Raw genomic sequence first — 18466 nt, 5'->3', positions numbered from 1 at the left:
TTTTTCAGTAGGTAAACATGAATTGACAGACCTGTAAATCCAGTGACCAAAACCTTTGCTAAAGCCTATGAAATCAACATGTCAAAGAACTTTGATAGCCGTTTTTTGTATAATTGAGTAGAATGAAATCAGAAAGCGAGGAAATTTTATGCAAGTCGGAAAACAAATCCAGCACTATCGTAAAAAGAAAAACTTATCTCAATATGATTTAGCTGAAATAATTTTTGTCAGTCGCCAATCCATTTCCAACTGGGAGCGTGGCGCGACCTACCCTGATATTCAAAACCTACTCTTGCTGAGCAAGGTCTTTGAAGTGTCATTAGACAAACTAGTAAAAGGAGATTTGGAAACTATGAAACAAATTATTCACGACCAAGAATTTATACGTTATCAAAAAGATGGAATAATCTTTAGCATACTGCTATTTGGTTTTCCTATCATCAGCATACCCTTAATTCTTTATTTGGATTGGTATGGTATCGCTATTAGTTGCTTGATTTTTGCTATCGCTATGTTCTACGCTCTACGCATTGAAAAATTCAAGAAACAGCATAATCTTCGCACCTATCGACAGATTGTCGCCTATGTTCAAGGACGTAACCTTAGCGAGATTGAAGAAGCTGAAGAAAGGGGTAAGGCTCCCTACCAAAGAATCATCCTTCCCATTCTATTTGGCCTTGGAATTGGCGCTTTTGCTCTGCTATTTTATTGGCTCTTACATACTTTCTTCACTATCAAATAAAAGCGAAGTCATCAGACCTCGCTTTTTAAATGTATTAAAATTTATAGAGTTGTGGATAGTGAACACACTCTGGGTTTTTAGGGCGTAACTATCTACTCATTTTAATTTATATCCTCACCTGTCTATCTTCAGACCGTTGGCCTGTGACAAACATGGTGAAGGTTGCCTTGCAGACATTTCGGCCATCTTGGTTGGTGATATCAACATCGACGACACAAGTGGTACGTCCATGATGGACACATTCTCCTTTGATAGTGAGAACATCCCCTAGATTTCCTGCTTTCAGATAGTTGATGGATGACTGGAGTGTCACTCCGTCTAAACCAAGCGAAATCACCACAAGACCACTGATTTGGTCACATAGGGTAAATAGATAGCCTCCATGGGCATTTCCATAATAGTTGAGTGAAGAGTCCACTACTTTTGTTGTTACCACAACGTGACCATCTCTCATTTTTTCGATTTCGTAATTTTCAAAGGCAGATATAGCGTCAAAGTGAAAATCTTTCATACGTTCCTCCTGATATTTCAAACGACACTATGATACTACTTTTCAAGACTCTACGCAAGAGAGAAGCACTTATTCAGGTAAAACTCCAACCTGCTCCACAAAGCGCATAAAGGCAACTTGTCCTTCTTCTGTTTGCTTGTAAACTCCTGCATCTTCCAAAACTCGAGCAAAGATTTTTCCAACAGATTCTTGAACGATATTAAGAGCTTGGTCTTTGTCAGTCAATCCAGGATGGGATTCCTTCAACTCATCCGCCCATTCTTGGTGATAATCTGCTACTGAAACATCCTCTCCAACCAGGTAAGCTGCAACCTGCTCCACTTCTTCCTTCAAGCGTGGTGGCAAGATAGCCAATCCCATAACCTCTATCAAGCCGATATTTTCCTTCTTGATATGTTGGACATCCTTGTGGGGATGATAGATACCATCTGGATGCTCTGGAGATGTTTGATTGTCTCTCAAGACCAAATCCAACTCAAACTGCCCATCTCGCTTACGGGCTATCGGTGTGATAGTGTGATGCGGTGTTCCATTACTTTCTGCCAAGACCTTCACACTTGGATCTGAATACTGACGCCAAGAAAGTAAGATTTTCTCAGCAAGGTTGGTCAGCTCGTCTTTTGAATCCGACGTCAATCGAATCACAGACATAGGCCACTGAACAATTCCTGCTTTGACTGATTCAAAACCTTCAAAGGTAAAGCTTTTCTGAATAGGAGCCACTTCCATTGGGAATACATGGCGCCCACCTTGGTAATGATCATGGGTCAAGATTGAACCACCAACAATTGGTAGGTCAGCATTTGAACCAGCAAAGTAGCCTGGGAACTGCTCCACAATCGCTAACAAACGTTTAAAACTTTGGCGACTAATAGCCATGGGACGATGTTGGCTGTCTAGGAAAATACAGTGCTCATTAAAGTAAGCGTAAGGCGAATACTGGAAGCCCCACTCCTGCCCAGAAATATCAAAACGTATAATACGATGATTGCTTCTAGCAGGATGATTGACACGACCATGATAGCCTTCATTTTCCATACAGAGCTGACATTGAGGATAGTTACTGGATTTAACCAACTTAGCTGCCGCAATCTCCTTTGGATCCTTTTCAGGCTTAGACAGATTGATGGTAATCTCCAGTTCACCGTAGTCAGACGGTACACGATAAGCAATATTCTTTGCGATAGCCTTTAGTTTGATGTAGTCATTCTTCTGACTGAGTTGGTAGAAGTCCGCAATCGCCTGCTCTGGTGACTGGGCATAGGTAGCCCAAAAGTCACGATTGACCTGACTTGGACAAGGGGTTACCAAGTCCATGAGGTCTGCACCGAGAATTTCACGCGCAGCCAGACTATCTTCAATCGTTTCCAAGCGAACGGCTTCCTCGACAAGCTGATCTTTGAGATCAATCAAGTTATCCTGGTCAGTCTTAACTTCCAGAGCACCATCTCCAACTAGTGCTAAAACACGATTGGTCAAATAAATCCGATCCAACTCTTCAAAGCTACTTTCTGCAATGACTTTAGTCACAAAATTTTCTACTAAGGTCACTAGAAAACCTCCTTCTGACTATTCAAGAACGCGAGTTCCACCTGCCACTTCAGCGATATAGAAGCTTGGTGCATAGCCAACGATTTCTTCATAGTGCTTGCCAACAGCTTCTTTAAAGGCCTCAACCGCATCTTTTTGAACCAAGGCGATCGCACAGCCACCGAAACCTGCTCCTGTCATACGAGCACCGAGAACACCTTCTTGAGCCCAAGCCGTATGAACAAGGGTATCTAATTCCAATCCAGTCACTTCATAATCATGCTCAAGAGAAACGTGAGATGCATTCATCAAACGACCAAACTTGTCCAAATCTCCTGCTTGAAGTGCTGCTTGCGCTTTAAGGGTACGTTGGTTTTCAAGAACGGCGTGGCGAGCACGTTTCAAACGATTTGCGTCTTTGATTAGGTAGCTGTATTCATCAAAAGCCCATTCATCCAATTCGCCTAAAGTCTGGATATCCAAGGCCACTTGGAGTTCTTCTACCGCTTTTTCACATTCAGCACGACGTTCATTGTACTTAGAATCTGCTAGCTCACGGCGTTTGTTGGTATTCATGATCACAACAACATTTTCCTTCAAATCAAGTGGAACCAAGTCGTATTCTAGAGTATTTGTATCTAGGTAAATAGCTCGTTGATCTGCTCCCATACCGATAGCAAATTGGTCCATGATACCAGAGTTAACACCGATAAAGTTATTTTCTGTTAGTTTTCCGATTTTAACTAAGTCTAGACGATCCAATTTTAGGTCAAAGAGATATTCTGCTACGACACCAGTCAAAAGCTCCAAAGAAGCTGAAGAAGACAAGCCCGCACCATTTGGGATATTCCCAAAGACATAGAAATCAAAACCTTTGTCAATCACATGCCCAGCTTCTTGCAAGAAATGAAGGACACCTTTTGAATAGTTGGTCCAGTTGTGCTCTTTCTCAAACTTAAGGTCAGCTAGAGGAACTTCGATAATTCCTTTGTCCTCAAAGTTTGCTGAGTAGAAACGCAAGACTTGGTCATCACGTTTACGAGCAGCCCCATAAGTTCCGAGTGAAATAGCTGCCGGGAAAACATGGCCACCGTTGTAGTCAGTATGCTCCCCAATCAGGTTGATACGGCCTGGTGAGAAGAAGGTTTGATCTGCTTCTTGACCAAAAACAGCAAGAAAATCCTTGCGAAGTGCATCAGCAGTAAGATGTTGTGTCATATGAATTCTCCTTTGACAATTTGTCAGGTAAAAAAGTTTACCTTGTAATCGTTTTCTTCTATTGTACCCAAGGGTTTTGCTTTGGTCAACATTTTTACCGATATTTTACTAAACTATGAGTAAAAAGATAGAAAAATATGCTATAATAACCTAAAAAGGAGGGGAATTATGGCTACACTCAAAGATATTGCTCAGTTAGCCTCTGTCTCAATCGCAACTGTATCCCGTGTCCTCAATCGCGATCAGAGTCTATCTGTCACAGAAGAAACCCGACATCGTATTTTAACTGTCGCTGAAGAACTTGGTTATACCAAGCATCTCAAAACAGGCGAAGGTCACAAACTGAAACAAAAGATTGCCATTATCCAGTGGGTCAGCGAACAAGGTGAATTGGAAGACCTCTACTACTACCAGATTCGACTAGGAATCGAAAATAGGGCACAAGAATTAGATTACGAAATCTTACGCTATTTCAATGATCAACCTTTTACGCTTAGCGAAGAAGTCATTGGAATTCTTTGTATTGGAAAATTTAGCCAAGCACAGATTGCATCATTTGAAGAATATCAAAAACCTCTAGTTTTTCTAGATAGTGACACCATAGCCTTGGGACACACCTGTGTCATTACAGATTTTAATAATGCTGTTAGACTGGTGGTTGATTACTTTACCGACCACGGGATTAAGAAGATTGGTATCTTATCCGGCCTTGAAACGACTACTGACCAAGAAGAAGTCATCGCAGATAAACGCTTAGAGTACTTTAAATCCTATACACAAGAAAAAGAGATTTATAACGAAAAATTCATTTTCCAAGGTCTATTTACTGCCCAATCTGGATACGACTTGATGAAAAAGGCTATCGAAAAATTAGGAGATAAACTTCCACAAGCCTTTTTTGCAGCTAGTGATAGTTTGGCAATCGGAGCCCTTCGCGCTCTTCAAGAAGCCAGCATCAGCATACCAGAGCGCGTGAGCATTATTTCCTTTAATGATACCATTCTAACCAAGCAAGTTTTCCCACCACTTTCCAGTATCACAGTCTACACCGAAGAAATGGGACGCACAGGAATGGATATTCTGAATAGGGACGTCCTTCATGGACGAAAAATTCCAAGCCTCACTATGCTCGGAACCAAACTGACTTTAAGAGAAAGCACCTTGCATTAAGTACAAGAGTTGAATACAAAAAATCCTAATAAGAGCTTCTCAGTTCTCTATTAGGATTTTCTTTTTTATACTCAAAGAGCAAACTAGGAAGCGAGCCGCAAGCTGCTCAAAGCACTGCTTTGAGGTTGTAGATAAGACTGACGAAGTCAGTCACATATATAATCCAAGACGAAGCTGACGTGGTTTGAAGAGATTTTTGAAGAGTATTAATCCATCACAATCATAGATTTAATAGTCTTACGTTCATCCATATCCTTATAAGCTTGGTCGATATCTTTCAGTTTATAGCTTGAAGTAAAGACACGACCTGGATTGATATCACCATCAAGAACAGCTTTGAGCAAGAATTGCTTATCGTATGTTGTTGCAGAAGCTGCTCCTCCTGCCACGGAAAGGTTTTGGGCAAATGTGGATCCAAGGACACGATTATTGTAGTGAGGCACACCGACAAAACCTAAGCGTCCCCCATTATGAAGGACCCCAAGGGCTTGCTCAACAGCCGCCTCGGTACCAACACATTCAAGAGCTGCATCTGCTCCACCGCCGAGAATTTCACGCACCTTGGCAATCCCTTCTGCTCCTCGCTCAGCTACAACGGCTGTCGCACCTGACTCCAAGGCCATCTTTTGACGATCTTCGTGACGACTCATAAGGACAATTTGTGAAGCCCCACGCATCTTAGCCGCAATCACGGCACATTGGCCAACAGCTCCATCGCCAATAACGACAACTTTATCTCCTGGTTTCACATGAGCCACACGCGCTGCATGATAGCCAGTCGGCATGACATCAGCCAGAGTCAAGAGAGACTTAAGCATCCCTTCTGTGTAGTCAGACGGTTGTCTAGGTATTTTGACGAGTGCCCAATTGGCAAAGTGGAAACGGATATACTCAGCTTGTACACCACCAGAAAAGTTGTTACCAATGTGTCGGTCACAAGAACCATCAAAGCCCGAACGACAGGCATCACACTGGCCACAACCATGTGTGAAAGGGGCAATGACAAAATCACCGGGCTTGACCGTTGTAATGGCTTCTCCAATTTCTTCAACGATTCCAATCGCTTCGTGTCCACTATTTTTGTGGCCCTCTTTAATATCTGGATTGCGATAACTCCAAAGGTCCGAACCACAAACGCAAGCACGAACCACACGGATAATCACATCATCTGCTTCTTGAATACTTGGACGTTTAATTTCCTCAATGCCGACCTGACCTGCCTTTGTGTAAACTACTGATTTCATAAACATTTACCTCTCTGTATCTAACTTACTTCAAGTATACACTTTTTATGAAGCTTTCGCTCACTTATACTACGCTTCATCAATGACGATGATCGTAATCATGACTTTGACTAGATTCCAGCTCTTCGACATTACGCTTATGAGCTCGGTGGGTTGCTAAGTCTTCATCCACCTCAATGGTGACATTTTGAAAGCCACTCTCTTTGAGCAAGTCTCGGATAGATTCTTTACAGACCTCCATATGCTTGACATGCTCCAGACAAACGTGAATAATGGCATTTTTCTCCAAACCATCCATGGTCCAGAGATTGAGCTGATTCACACTGGCCACATACTCCAATTGCTCCAAATCACTCGTTACTTGCTCGATATCCACTCCTTCTGGTACAGCATCCAAGAAAATCTTTAGCGTAGACCAAAAACGTGGAATGGCTTTTGACAAGATAAAGAAGGAAATGACAAGCGACAAGAGAGGATCTAAGATATACCAATCCGTAAATCGTAGAATAATAGCCATCAGGATGACGGCGACCCAACCAAGTGTGTCTTCCAGAAAATGCAGGCTAAGAATCGACTCGTTCTTTGTTTTCCCATTACGAACCACTAAACTCGCTAGCACATTGATCGTAACCGCGATGATCCCTAGCCAGAGAATGCCCTCATCATTGACAGGTTGGGGATGAAAGATTTTCGTTATATTTTCCAAAATGACAAAAACTGATCCTGTCATCAGAATCACAGCCGTTATCAAAGCTCCTAGAAGGCTAAATCGTTTGTAACCCAAGGTGTAACGGCTATCCTCTTCACGATTGGAGATCGTTTCTAGAACGGCTGATACCCCAATTGCGATTGCATCTCCCATGTCGTGAACGGAATCAGCAAGAACTGCACTCGATCCAAATACTCCTCCAGCGATAAACTCGACAATGGCATAACTCAAATTCAAGAAAAATGCTAACCAAACAGCATGTTTTGTCTTCATAATCCTTAATCCTCTGATATAATAGATTCATGAACATCTTGTTCATTATCTATTATCCAATACTATCAACAGAAAGGATAGAAGCATTCTGTTCAGTTTGTAAGTTACTGAACAGTTTGTTCAAATTGTTCATATGAGTACTCAAGATCGTCGCATTACCAAGACTCGAAAAGCTATCTATGCTGCTTTCTTACAATTACTAAATCAAAAAAACTTTGAAACCATCACTGTTCAGGAGATAATAGACCTAGCAGATGTCGGTCGTTCCACCTTTTATAGCCATTATGAAAGTAAAGAATTACTCCTAGACGAGCTCTGCCGTTATCTCTTCCATCATCTTTTTGAATGTGAGAAAAATATATCTAAAGAAGCTTATTTGGCTCATATCTTTTTGCATTTTAAGAAAAATCAAGACCATATCACCAGCCTCCTTTTTTCAAAAAATGACTACTTCCTCCGTCAATTACAGAAAGAATTGGAACACCACGTCTACCCCATGGTTGTAGAGGACTTACAAGTTGCCTATCCTAATATTCCTGACTCCTACCTCAAGCACTTTGTTGTAACAAACTTTATCGAGACGTTAACTTGGTGGCTCAGAGAAGGAAAAATTTATTCTGAGCGAGAAGTGGTTGATTTTTATCTAGAAATCCTAAAAGCAAGTTCTAAATAAAGAACAAAAATCCAATTAAACAAAAAAACAACTTTTAAAAGTTGTTTTTTTATTTAATATTTAGAAAACTTCTACTTCCACAAACCACCTAAGATTTGTTTTTCTAACAAGTCTAAGTCCTCTTTTCTCACTTCGCCATTGTCACCGACGATATATAGTTGAGAGAAGTAAGCTAACAAAGGACCTACACAGATGCGAACCATTTGAGGAATCGTTAATTCAGGATTAACACGTGGATCTGCCAACAATTCCTTGTGGAGCGTCAGAAGTTTATCCTGAATAGTATTCCAGATAAAAATCTGTTCATATCTCAGCTTATTATTAGAAAACATTTCATGCAAAATAATTTTCATCAGAGCACGATTCTTTTTGAGATAGGTCATGCGATTGTGGACAAGATAATGAACCCTTTCTTCGGTCGTTTCAAAAGTTAACAGTTCCTCAAAAAAACTTCCGAAAAGCCCTGGAACGACAGGGTGTAAAATAGCCGTTAACAAATCGACTTTCGTTTTAAAATACTTAAATAAGGTGGCCTGACTGAGTCCAGCATGCTCGGCTATGTGAAGGGTAGAGGTTCCATTATAACCCTTGGTCGAAATAAGGTCCACTGCCGACCGCATGATTTTTTTCTTCCCTTGAGGATAATCTGCTTCCTCTAAGAAATCTTCAAATGATTCAAAAATAGTCTTATCCATTCAACATTCATCCCTTTTAGTTTTTTATTTCTCTTTAAACCTTACGGTAACGGCGCAAGCCTACAATATTAAGGATTGTCAAGATGACAAGGAAAATCAGTAGAACGCCGATATTTGGCAAAATATCTCCAATGCCACGTCCGTAAAGAATAATCTGACTCATTGCATCACCTGAGTAGGTTAAAGGCAAAAACTTTCCTACCGTTTGAGCCCAGTCTCCCATCGATGACAATGGAATAATTCCTGATAAAAAGAGCTGTGGCATAATCACAAGAGGAATAAATTGCATCATTTGGAATTCTGATTTAGCCAAGGTAGACAAGAGAATTCCGAAGGCCAATGCCACAAGTGCCAGTACTACATTAACTATTATAACATGAAATAGATTTCCAACAACTTCTACATCTAACAACCAAATAGCCGCTAGGACTACGACTGCTGTTTGAAGAATCGCAATGAGACCATAAGACAACATGTAACCATATACGATTTCAGAACGTTTGACTGGAGTTGCTAATAAACGCTCTAGTGTTCCACTGGTACGTTCTTTCAAAAGTGCCATACCTGAAATCAAAAAAACAAAAAAGAAAACTACAAAGCCTATCAAAACTGGAATCATACTTGTAAAAAAGCTTGTATTTTCATCACCATACTGGTAGGATTCCTTAATTTCTGGTGCTTTTGCCTCCAAATTCAATTGTGGAAGAGCTTGTTTGACACGAGTCATTAGTTGATTACTTCCTTCACTGGCGATACTCGTCCGCAATACTTGTCGAGTCATAGATGTTTTAGAGGCATCGGTATTAGCATAATCTACTTGATATTCACCATTTTTATAAGAAATCACCGCATCTACTTTTTCATCAGCTAAGTCTTTCTTCGCTTGATCGAGGTCCTTGTAAGTCTGTACACTAACATGGTCTACATCATCCATTTTCGTCACCAAACTAGTTGGAAGATCTTGTGTTGCTAGTTTAATATTCACGGCTGTACTAGCTGAAAACATGAGATTCATCAACCACATAATAAATACTGGCGCAACAAACATCATGGCAAGAGTTCGTTTGTCACGAAGCAATTCTTTTATCACTTTTTTCGCAATAGCTAAGGTTCTCATCTTACTCTCCTTCCGCCTTCAAAAAGACTTCTTCAATACTTGAAACACCATAACCTTCTTTGAGATTTTTTGGTGTATCAAAGGCAATGATTTTTCCACCTAACAAGAGCCCAACCTTATCCGTAAGCTCTGCTTCATCCATAACATGAGTGGTGACTAAGATTCCTCCCCCCTTGTCTCTGAGCGTCATCAACTCTTGCCAGATTTTCTTTCGAAGCGAAGGGTCGATACCAACAGTTGGTTCGTCCAAAATCAAGAGTTGCGGATTTCCTAAAAGTGCAATGGCTAGCGACAAGCGTCGTTTCATTCCTCCGGAATAACCAGATACTGCCTTGCTTAAATGCTCTGTCAAATCCACTACTTGAGCTACATGGGCAATTTCATCCTTTAAGACTTTTTTTGATAGGCCTTTTAGCTGACCGAAAAATTCTAAATTTTCTTTTCCTGACAAGGCCTCATAAAGAGCATCTGACTGCGCCATATAGCCAATATCTCCCAGAATGTGACGATTTGGCATGGTGTGGTCTAAGACTAAAGCCATACCGCTATCCGCCTTTTCCATTCCTAACATGGTTTTAATCATAGTTGATTTACCAGCACCTGATGGACCGATTAGACCAATAATTTCTCCAGGTTTTAAATCAAAACCAACCTGATCTAAGACCATTTGACGACCAAAAGATTTTTCTAAATCTTGCATATGTAGCAATGTTTTCATTTGTATCCTCCTAGGTGAGTATTCACTCACTTTTGAATATGAGACTATTATAGTGAGTACTCACTCACTTGTCAAATAAAAAGTAAAATTTTCATAACAAAAAATCTTCGAATACAAATCGAAGATTTTTAAGAATTCATAAGGAAATCTGCTTCTACTTTAGAAGAGCTTCTCGAATCAAAAATTCACGCGCTACTGTTTCCGCTGACTTACCTTCAACTCCGACTTGATAGTTAAGCTGGCTCATCTGGCTTTCTGTAATCTTGCCAGCCAGTTTATTAAGAACCGCTTCCAACTCTGGATGTTTTTTCAGTAATTCAGCTTTCATGAGTGGAGCCCCTTGATAAGGTGGGAAGAGTTGCTTGTCATCTTCCAAAACCTGTAAATCATAACGCGCCAACTCCGCATCAGTCGAGTAGGCGTCCGTGATTTGAATATCCCCTGACTGAACAGCCTGATAGCGAAGGGCTGGCTCCATGGTGGAGACTTGTAGATTGAGGCCATAGACCTTCTGTAAGCCCTTGTTTCCATCCTCACGGTCATTAAACTCCAGAGTGAATCCCGCCTTGAGCTGTCCTTCTACTTTTTTCAAGTCTGAAATCGTCTTAAGTCCATATTCTTGCGCAATTTTTTTGGGAACTGCTATAGCATAAGTATTTTGATAAGCCATGGGTTTGAGCAAGGCTAGATGATCCTGTTTGGCAATGCCGTCACGAGCCACCTCGTAAACCTTTTCTGGGTCATGCCCAATTTGTGGAGATGGTTGGAGGAGACTCTCTGTCACTGTTCCAGAAAATTCTGGATAGATATCAATGTCCCCTTTTTTCAGCGCTTGATAAAGAAAGTCTGTCTTCCCAAAGTTAGGTTTGACCGTCACCGTCATATCCGTATTTTCCTCAATGAGAAGCTTGTACATATTCATGAGAATCTCAGGTTCAGGTCCCAACTTCCCAGCTATAACCAGATTTTCTTTCTCTTTATTTGGAATCATGCTTGGAGCATAACTTACTCCCAAACCAAGCACCATAACAGCAAAGGCTGCAACAATTGTACGCAACTTTGCCTTTTCCAACCATTTGAGAATAACATTAAAGAGAATGGCCAAGATGGCTGATGAGATTGCGCCGATTAAAATGAGACTAGCATTCCGACGATCAATTCCCAAAAGGATAAAGGAGCCTAGTCCTCCAGCTCCCACAAGAGCAGCTAGAGTTGCTGTCCCAATGATCATAACGGTTGCTGTACGAACCCCCGATACAATGACAGGCATGGCCAGTGGAATTTCAAACTTCTTGAGTCGCTCCCACTTAGTCATTCCAAAAGCAACCCCTGCCTCCTCAAGACTAGGATCAATGCCGTTCAAGGCTGTGATTGTATTTTCCAAAATCGGGAAAATAGCATAAATGACTAGAGCTGTAAGGGCCGGTAAGGTTCCAATTCCCATGAAAGGAATAAAGAGCCCCAACAAAGCCATTGAGGGAATGGTCTGGAAGATACCCGCAACTTGTAGCACCCAGTTCGCTACTTTTTTGTGGCTATTTAGATAAACCGCAAGTGGGATGGTCAGAAAAATAGCAACCAATAAGGTCAAAAGAGATAATTGTAAGTGTTGCCCAAGAGCGGTTAACCATTCTCCAAAACGTTCTTGAAATGTTGAAATCAAATTAGACATGAAGGCTACCTCCAAACAAGTTTGCTACAAAGTCTGTCGCAGGCGCTTGTAAAATTGTTTCAGGGTCTGCCACCTGGCGAATTTCTCCATCCTGCAAAACTGCAATTCGATCCCCTAATTTCAAAGCCTCATCCGTATCATGAGTAACGAAGATGGTAGTCATACCGAACTCCTTGTGCAAATCCTTGGTGAGAGCTTGCAACTGCTTGCGAGAGATAGCATCCAAGGCTGAAAAGGGCTCATCCATCAGCAAGATTTTTGGTTCCCCAATGATGGCCCGCACAATACCAATCCGCTGTTGCTCGCCACCAGATAACTCGCTTGGTAAACGATGGGCATAATCTGCAGCAGGTAGGCCAACCTTGTCCAAGAGTTCTTCGGTTTTAGAGGCAATTTTCTCCTTGCTCCAGCCCTTCATCTCAGGAATCAATGCTATATTTTCCGCAACTGTCAAATTAGGAAATAGGGCAATAGCTTGAAGGACATAGCCGGTACTGAGACGTAATTCCCGTTCATCATAGTCCTTGATGCGTTTTCCATCCATGTAGATATTGCCATCTGTCGGTTCCAAAAGACGGTTAATCATCTTGATCATGGTGGTCTTTCCAGATCCTGAAGGACCCACTAGCACCATGAACTCTCCATTTTCAATGCGGAGATTGACATCTTTTAAAATGTCCTTATCCGTGTAGCGCAAGGCTACATGTTTATATTCAATCATTTTTTTCCTCAATAAGTTTTCTATCTCTAAGAGTATCCAATAGGCTACTTGCTGGATGCCCTAGGACTTTTTCGATATCTGTTGAAACCCCAGCCTGTTCCCCAACTTTAATAGCTGTATAAGTACTGACCCAGGCATCGTACTCCCAAGTTTGTGCTGGCCATTTTTTCCGTGACTCATAAGCTTCTTCTACTGATTCATCCACATACGTGATGGCGTCACCCGTCTCCTTTGAGAGAAGCGCTACGATTTCTTCCATGGAAAGATCCTCTGGCCCAGTCAAGTTCAAGGTTTGATTTTCCCACTCCTTAGGATTTAAAAGAATCTCTGCTGCAACCCTAGATGTGTCCTTACGGGCAACAGCTGACACAAGACCACTGCCGGCCGGACCACGAATCTCTCCATTTTCAAGCGCCATATCAATCAGGAAGTCCAAGTAAAAATTATCTCTCAAAAAAGTGTAGGTGAACCCTAATTCCTTGATATAGGCTTCTGTCTGGGCATGATCTCGAGACAAGGTGAAAGTCGCCTTCTCATCTGCCCCATAAAAGGAGGTATAAACGATATGCTCTACTCCTGCTAGCTTTGCAGCATCTAAAAACTCCTTGTGCTCCTTGACACGCTCAGGATTTTCCCGAGCAGAAACCATCAACAAGATATCGATCCCCTTTAAGGCCTCAACCACCTCTGGAGTTTTGGCATACACCATCTGACGAATTTCCGCAGACGCGTAAACTTTTGCACGCTCTGGGCTTCGTGCTAGATGGACGGAAGCGATTCCTTTTTTTTTCGATAAGATCAGCCACATAGGAGCCTAAGTTCCCTGTTACACCTGTAATTCCGATCATAACTGTTACTTCCTTTCCCTAGATGTCATTCTCTTTAGCTTTTAGATTTGAGATAATTCTCTCTTGATAGGCCTCAAATTCTCGGATTTCTTGATCTGAAAATCCTTGGTAGAAAATCTCCCCCAATTCTTTACTGACACGGTCTCCAATTTCTTTTTGTGCCCAACCGAGGTCTGTCAAAGAGATATATTTTTTCCTTTTATCCTGCGTGCAAGGTTGAATCGTGACCAAACCTTGTTCTTCCAATTTCTTGACCATACTGGTCAATGTATTATTGGCTAGACCCGTCGCAAGAGCGATATCGGTCGCAGTAGCGCACCCCAACTCTTGCTTCCACAAAATCGTTAAAATTTTTCCCTGTTCACTTCTGTATTGAGCATTTGGTTCCTTGCTCAAGAGTTTTTGAAAGATTCGCCCATTCAACAAACGAATCTGTAGAGCTTGGTAGCCACCTAACATCTTGTCCATTTTGTCTCCTTTTTGTTCTATATCGAACTTTCTATATTCTACCTCTTTCCCTTTCAACTGTCAATTATTTCGATATAGAAGTGTTATTTTTTTAATAAGTCTAAATAAATCTCATAATTAAAATCCATAAGAATATTGAGTACAACTGTCATATCAGGGAGTTAGTTCTGAAACTATATAACCATCTCTTGGCTACCTCTTCATTTGAAAAGCCAAATTCTCCTGTGAGGAAATATAGGTTAAAGGCCTTTGTACTGACCTGTCTTGTGCTCCTGCATGAGCACAAAATCGGCTAAACGAAGCTAAACCCTCGCAGCTATTTGAATTACATTGTCAAAGAAAACATTCATCTGTAAACTATTTTCATATAGAAATAACAAAAACTTCCTACTAAAAAGTAGAAAGCCATCATTTTTATAAAATTAAACAGGAATCACATCAGAAGCATTCCTCTTAAAGAAAGTACTATGAGCTAGATAAGGACCGTACTTACGATTTTGACTATAAACCAACCATAAAGGAATGATAAAAATTTTTATAAAGTAGAGGAAGAAAAAAAGTAAAAAAGAACTGAAACTAAGATCCTTCAACTCAAGAAAATAAAGAAAAAAGAAAATTGTAGCATTTAATAGAATATTTAAACCCGTAGCAAAACTAGCTGACATGGTATTCGTTTTAATCTGAGGATTAAAGAGTTTGATAAGAAATAAAGCTAATAAGGAAGTATTATAGATACAAATCGGCTTGTAGTCATGACGATAGAAAACTAAACATTTATGATTATAAAAAATAAGTCCTCTGCTAAAATTACTTGCTTTGTTAATCCAAACATGGGAGACTCCACTAATATCACTCCAAGGAACAAATAAATCTAATCTTCTAAGGTAAATCCCATCCTGTGAAATATAAAATTTCCAAGGAAAAAGAAAATTTATGCCAATGCCAACTAAAATTAATAAAAGAAGGCAATACACTAACTGTATTTGATCAAAACTAAAAGTGTAATCAAAAAGGGGAATCGATTGAAATCCTCGGCCAACAATTTGATTAAAACCTAGAAAAAACAAAACAATGATAAATAAAACAAATCTATAAAAAATACTACGAAACTTAACACCTTTTGTCATAAATTATGTTCTCCTAAATTATACAATCATCGTCAAATAATACTATATAATTTTATCTAACAATAGTATACCATTAAATACTCAAAGAATATAAAAATGATAGAAAGAGATATTAAAAATAGAGCCTAGCTAAAAACTAAACTCTTTTTCTTTTATTCTTCTTCAACCAAGCGTTTAAACTCCGCTTGGATTTCTGCATTTTCTGTCGGTTTTAAGTACATGACCCCACCATTAGTAGTCGGTGAATGAAAGACAATTGCTTCTCCTGTATTGCTTATCGCAAAGAAGTAACTATGAACATCCGGATATTTATCCCAATTACTATAACGCTCTACAATTCGATACTGGGCATTTCCTAGACCTGTATCCGTATACTCGGCATTCATTTTCTCACTTGGTCCATCATCCCTAAGGGTATAGAGATGGTCAGCCCCAACATCCCCTCCTGCGATCCCCTTTTGGTAATTGGGTTGTCCTAGTCTTTCGCCCCAGTCCTTTATAAAAGCTTCAAGTTTGGCAGATTTGTTAGCGTTCCAAGGAGCTTTTTGCTCTTCACCTGAAATAGTCTTGCTGCTAGTAGAAGTTTCAAATTTCTGCCAATCAAGTTGATTGAGATCTAGCATTTCAGCCTCTGTTTTTCCAAAATCTGCATGTAAACTCTTATTCCCAGGAACTCGGATATCCTGTTCTTGTAATTTACTTGCAGCTTGCTCATTTACATTTAGATGATACAGCACTCCTCTACCTTCACCTGTTCCAGAGGACCAACTTAATTCTAAGACATCACCGCTCTGATAGATATTCATAGCATTTCTAGCACCACCGTGACCTGCTACAAAACCTTCTGCTAGAAGTACCGGTTTCTCATTTACTAAATAATAAAGCCCCGAAATAAAATAACCACCACTAGATTGCTCAACACCGATTAGTAATTCCTTTACACCATCTTGATTAAGATCTGTATAGACATAGCGCATCTTATCCGCTTGATAAACTGCATTTTCAAGTGCCCAACTATCAATAGGCCGATCAGTTGTATTCAGATTTTTATAAAGATCTAGAATTTTAGCTGTATCCTTAGGTGTAGAAAGAATTTTTTGGTAATCATCAAAAATCGGCTTGTATAATTCTTTATAATCTTTCTTAGATGATTCATTCGTTGTAGACTGACTAGTAGAAGACGATAAGCTGCTATCCTTACTAGAAATTTCAACATTTTGACTCCTACAACCAAATGTAAATAAACTTAGAACAAGAACAAAGAAAGATCCTAATACTTTTTTATTCTCCATAGCATTCTCCTTAATAGTTACAGAAAAATAATGCTTAAATCTCTCTTACATTATACCAAATATAAAAAACTTTAACATAAAAGAATAAAACTTAAAAAACAATAACTAATTTAAAATATGAAAAATGGGAAAATAAAAAAAGAGCTAAAAAGCTCTTTCATTACGGAGAATAAGGGATTCGAACCCTTGCGCCGGTTACCCGACCTAACGATTTAGCAAACCGTCCTCTTCAGCCTCTTGAGTAATTCTCCTATTAATGGGCACGAGTGGACTCGAACCACCGACCTCACGCTTATCAGGCGTGCGCTCTAACCACCTGAGCTACGCGCCCAAGTTAAAAACTTGGTAATGAACAAAGTTCAAAGCGGGTGACGAGAATCGAACTCGCGACAACAGCTTGGAAGGCTGTAGTTTTACCACTAAACTACACCCGCATAAATATATAAAAATATGGCGCGAGACGGAATCGAACCGCCGACACATGGAGCTTCAATCCATTGCTCTACCAACTGAGCTACCGAGCCAATATTGCGGGAGCAGGATTTGAACCTACGACCTTCGGGTTATGAGCCCGACGAGCTACCGAGCTGCTCCATCCCGCGTTAATAATAAATAAAGGAGGATGTGGGATTCGAACCCACGCACGCTTTTACACGCCTGACGGTTTTCAAGACCGTTCCCTTCAGCCGGACTTGGGTAATCCTCCATCATTCCAATGGACCTTGTAGGACTTGAACCTACGACCACTCGGTTATGAGCCGAGAGCTCTAACCAGCTGAGCTAAAGGTCCAACAAGATCATTATAGCGGCGAAGGGGATCGAACCCCCGACCTCCCGGGTATGAACCGGACGCTCTAGCCAGCTGAGCTACACCGCCATCAATCGGGAAGACAGGATTCGAACCTGCGACACCTTGGTCCCAAACCAAGTACTCTACCAAGCTGAGCTACTTCCCGAATTAAATTGTTAATGCACCCTAGAGGAGTCGAACCTCTAACCGCCTGATTCGTAGTCAGGTACTCTATCCAGTTGAGCTAAGGGTGCTCTTCAATATATGCCGAGGACCGGAATCGAACCGGTACGATCGTTACCAATCGCAGGATTTTAAGTCCTGTGCGTCTGCCAGTTCCGCCACCCCGGCCTCTATAAGCGAACGACGGGATTCGAACCCGCGACCCCCACCTTGGCAAGGTGGTGTTCTACCACTGAACTACGTTCGCATCGACTCTGGTTTATATTAAAAAAAATGCCGGCTACATGACTTGAACACGCGACCCTCTGATTACAAATCAGATGCTCTACCAACTGAGCTAAGCCGGCTGATTTCTATTATGCGGGTTAAGGGACTTGAACCCCCACGCCGTTAAGCGCCAGATCCTAAATCTGGTGCGTCTGCCAATTCCGCCAAACCCGCAAATATGACCCGTACTGGGCTCGAACCAGTGACCCATTGATTAAAAGTCAATTGCTCTACCAACTGAGCTAACGAGTCAAATAACTTTCGTTATTACGGTCCCGACGGGAATCGAACCCGCGATCTTCGCCGTGACAGGGCGACGTGATAACCGCTACACTACGGGACCTATGGGAGTTAACGGGATCGAACCGCTGACCCTCTGCTTGTAAGGCAGATGCTCTCCCAGCTGAGCTAAACTCCCTAGAGCTAAGCGACTTCCATATCTCACAGGGGGCAACCCCCAACTACTTCCGGCGTTCTAGGGCTTAACTTCTGTGTTCG

General features: G+C 41.0%; 16 protein-coding genes, 17 tRNA genes and 1 pseudogene. 3 read left to right on the top strand and 31 right to left on the bottom strand.

Annotation, left to right across the window (positions count from 1 at the left end):
* Positions 1-148 precede the first annotated feature (148 nt).
* Positions 149-742, top strand: a complete 594-nt coding sequence (locus KJR31_RS00170) for a helix-turn-helix domain-containing protein (RefSeq protein WP_214261536.1) — start codon at positions 149-151, stop codon at positions 740-742.
* A gap of 106 nt (positions 743-848) precedes the next feature.
* Here KJR31_RS00170 and KJR31_RS00165 read toward each other — a convergent pair whose 3' ends face one another.
* The 3 genes from KJR31_RS00165 to KJR31_RS00155 form a co-directional block, all read right to left on the bottom strand.
* Complete coding sequence (locus tag KJR31_RS00165; RefSeq protein ID WP_036759319.1) at positions 849-1253, bottom strand: PaaI family thioesterase; 405 nt, start codon at positions 1251-1253, stop codon at positions 849-851.
* 69 nt (positions 1254-1322) lie between these two features.
* Positions 1323-2804, bottom strand: coding sequence for a UDP-glucose--hexose-1-phosphate uridylyltransferase (locus tag KJR31_RS00160; RefSeq protein WP_214261535.1), 1482 nt, complete (start codon positions 2802-2804; stop codon positions 1323-1325).
* Between the two features lie 18 nt (positions 2805-2822).
* A complete protein-coding gene (locus tag KJR31_RS00155; RefSeq protein ID WP_214261534.1) occupies positions 2823-4001 on the bottom strand; it encodes a galactokinase in 1179 nt (392 codons plus the stop codon).
* Between the two features lie 168 nt (positions 4002-4169).
* Between KJR31_RS00155 and KJR31_RS00150 the strand changes: the two genes are divergently transcribed.
* The gene (locus tag KJR31_RS00150) at positions 4170-5171 is read left to right on the top strand and encodes a LacI family DNA-binding transcriptional regulator (RefSeq protein WP_214261533.1); all 1002 of its coding nucleotides are present in this window, start codon (positions 4170-4172) and stop codon (positions 5169-5171) included.
* Between the two features lie 206 nt (positions 5172-5377).
* Here the strand turns inward: KJR31_RS00150 and KJR31_RS00145 are convergent, their stop codons facing one another.
* Both KJR31_RS00145 and KJR31_RS00140 read right to left on the bottom strand, forming a co-directional pair.
* A complete protein-coding gene (locus KJR31_RS00145; protein ID WP_214261532.1) occupies positions 5378-6415 on the bottom strand; it encodes a zinc-binding dehydrogenase in 1038 nt (345 codons plus the stop codon).
* 79 nt (positions 6416-6494) lie between these two features.
* The gene (locus tag KJR31_RS00140; protein WP_214261531.1) at positions 6495-7397 is read right to left on the bottom strand and encodes a cation diffusion facilitator family transporter; all 903 of its coding nucleotides are present in this window, start codon (positions 7395-7397) and stop codon (positions 6495-6497) included.
* Between the two features lie 133 nt (positions 7398-7530).
* On the opposite strand from KJR31_RS00140, the gene KJR31_RS00135 reads away from it, so the two are divergent.
* On the top strand, positions 7531-8070 hold the full coding sequence (locus tag KJR31_RS00135; RefSeq protein ID WP_214261530.1) for a TetR/AcrR family transcriptional regulator: 540 nt from the start codon (positions 7531-7533) through the stop codon (positions 8068-8070).
* A 71-nt stretch (positions 8071-8141) separates the two neighbouring features.
* On the opposite strand, the gene KJR31_RS00130 is transcribed toward KJR31_RS00135, so the two are convergent.
* The 26 genes and pseudogenes from KJR31_RS00130 to KJR31_RS00005 all read right to left on the bottom strand — a co-directional run bounded on the left by KJR31_RS00130 (position 8142) and on the right by KJR31_RS00005 (position 18386).
* The gene (locus tag KJR31_RS00130) at positions 8142-8765 is read right to left on the bottom strand and encodes a TetR/AcrR family transcriptional regulator (RefSeq protein WP_214261529.1); all 624 of its coding nucleotides are present in this window, start codon (positions 8763-8765) and stop codon (positions 8142-8144) included.
* Positions 8766-8799: 34 nt separating this feature from the next.
* Positions 8800-9882 (bottom strand): ABC transporter permease, encoded by a 1083-nt coding sequence (locus KJR31_RS00125; RefSeq protein ID WP_214261528.1) that lies wholly within the window; start codon positions 9880-9882, stop codon positions 8800-8802.
* Position 9883: 1 nt separating this feature from the next.
* The gene (locus KJR31_RS00120) at positions 9884-10600 is read right to left on the bottom strand and encodes an ABC transporter ATP-binding protein (protein ID WP_214261527.1); all 717 of its coding nucleotides are present in this window, start codon (positions 10598-10600) and stop codon (positions 9884-9886) included.
* Positions 10601-10754: 154 nt separating this feature from the next.
* Complete coding sequence (locus KJR31_RS00115; protein WP_214261526.1) at positions 10755-12272, bottom strand: ABC transporter permease/substrate-binding protein; 1518 nt, start codon at positions 12270-12272, stop codon at positions 10755-10757.
* Positions 12265-12993 carry an ABC transporter ATP-binding protein gene (locus KJR31_RS00110; protein WP_214261525.1) on the bottom strand — a complete coding sequence of 243 codons (729 nt, stop codon included), beginning with the start codon at positions 12991-12993 and terminating at the stop codon, positions 12265-12267. The genes KJR31_RS00115 and KJR31_RS00110 overlap by 8 nt, the downstream gene beginning before the upstream one ends.
* Positions 12986-13841 (bottom strand): annotated as a pseudogene (locus KJR31_RS00105) (SDR family oxidoreductase). Before KJR31_RS00105 ends, KJR31_RS00110 begins: the two are co-directional and overlap by 8 nt.
* An 18-nt stretch (positions 13842-13859) precedes the next feature.
* Positions 13860-14309 (bottom strand): MarR family winged helix-turn-helix transcriptional regulator, encoded by a 450-nt coding sequence (locus KJR31_RS00100; RefSeq protein ID WP_214261524.1) that lies wholly within the window; start codon positions 14307-14309, stop codon positions 13860-13862.
* A gap of 422 nt (positions 14310-14731) precedes the next feature.
* Positions 14732-15436 (bottom strand): hypothetical protein, encoded by a 705-nt coding sequence (locus tag KJR31_RS00095; RefSeq protein ID WP_214261523.1) that lies wholly within the window; start codon positions 15434-15436, stop codon positions 14732-14734.
* A gap of 152 nt (positions 15437-15588) precedes the next feature.
* On the bottom strand, positions 15589-16728 hold the full coding sequence (locus KJR31_RS00090) for a DUF4767 domain-containing protein (protein ID WP_214261522.1): 1140 nt from the start codon (positions 16726-16728) through the stop codon (positions 15589-15591).
* Between the two features lie 163 nt (positions 16729-16891).
* Positions 16892-16979, bottom strand: a tRNA-Ser gene (locus KJR31_RS00085).
* Between the two features lie 6 nt (positions 16980-16985).
* Positions 16986-17059 (bottom strand) — tRNA-Ile (locus KJR31_RS00080).
* 32 nt (positions 17060-17091) lie between these two features.
* A tRNA-Gly gene (locus KJR31_RS00075) sits at positions 17092-17162 on the bottom strand.
* 17 nt (positions 17163-17179) lie between these two features.
* Positions 17180-17252, bottom strand: a tRNA-Phe gene (locus KJR31_RS00070).
* A 4-nt stretch (positions 17253-17256) separates the two neighbouring features.
* A tRNA-Met gene (locus tag KJR31_RS00065) sits at positions 17257-17330 on the bottom strand.
* 14 nt (positions 17331-17344) lie between these two features.
* Positions 17345-17434: transfer RNA gene (locus tag KJR31_RS00060), tRNA-Ser, on the bottom strand.
* A gap of 10 nt (positions 17435-17444) precedes the next feature.
* Positions 17445-17518 (bottom strand) — tRNA-Ile (locus KJR31_RS00055).
* 13 nt (positions 17519-17531) lie between these two features.
* Positions 17532-17605 (bottom strand) — tRNA-Met (locus tag KJR31_RS00050).
* A 5-nt stretch (positions 17606-17610) separates the two neighbouring features.
* Positions 17611-17684: transfer RNA gene (locus KJR31_RS00045), tRNA-Pro, on the bottom strand.
* A 14-nt stretch (positions 17685-17698) separates the two neighbouring features.
* A tRNA-Arg gene (locus KJR31_RS00040) sits at positions 17699-17772 on the bottom strand.
* An 11-nt stretch (positions 17773-17783) separates the two neighbouring features.
* A tRNA-Leu gene (locus KJR31_RS00035) sits at positions 17784-17869 on the bottom strand.
* Positions 17870-17876: 7 nt separating this feature from the next.
* A tRNA-Gly gene (locus KJR31_RS00030) sits at positions 17877-17948 on the bottom strand.
* Positions 17949-17975: 27 nt separating this feature from the next.
* Positions 17976-18048 (bottom strand) — tRNA-Thr (locus KJR31_RS00025).
* A gap of 12 nt (positions 18049-18060) precedes the next feature.
* A tRNA-Leu gene (locus KJR31_RS00020) sits at positions 18061-18142 on the bottom strand.
* A gap of 5 nt (positions 18143-18147) precedes the next feature.
* Positions 18148-18220 (bottom strand) — tRNA-Lys (locus KJR31_RS00015).
* Positions 18221-18238: 18 nt separating this feature from the next.
* Positions 18239-18311 (bottom strand) — tRNA-Asp (locus KJR31_RS00010).
* A 2-nt stretch (positions 18312-18313) separates the two neighbouring features.
* Positions 18314-18386: transfer RNA gene (locus KJR31_RS00005), tRNA-Val, on the bottom strand.
* Positions 18387-18466: the final 80 nt, after the last annotated feature.

The organism is Streptococcus infantis (assembly GCF_018499575.1).
In the GTDB taxonomy this organism is placed as follows: Bacteria; Bacillota; Bacilli; order Lactobacillales; family Streptococcaceae; genus Streptococcus; species Streptococcus infantis_K.
This window is presented reverse-complemented; position numbering and strand designations above follow the sequence as displayed.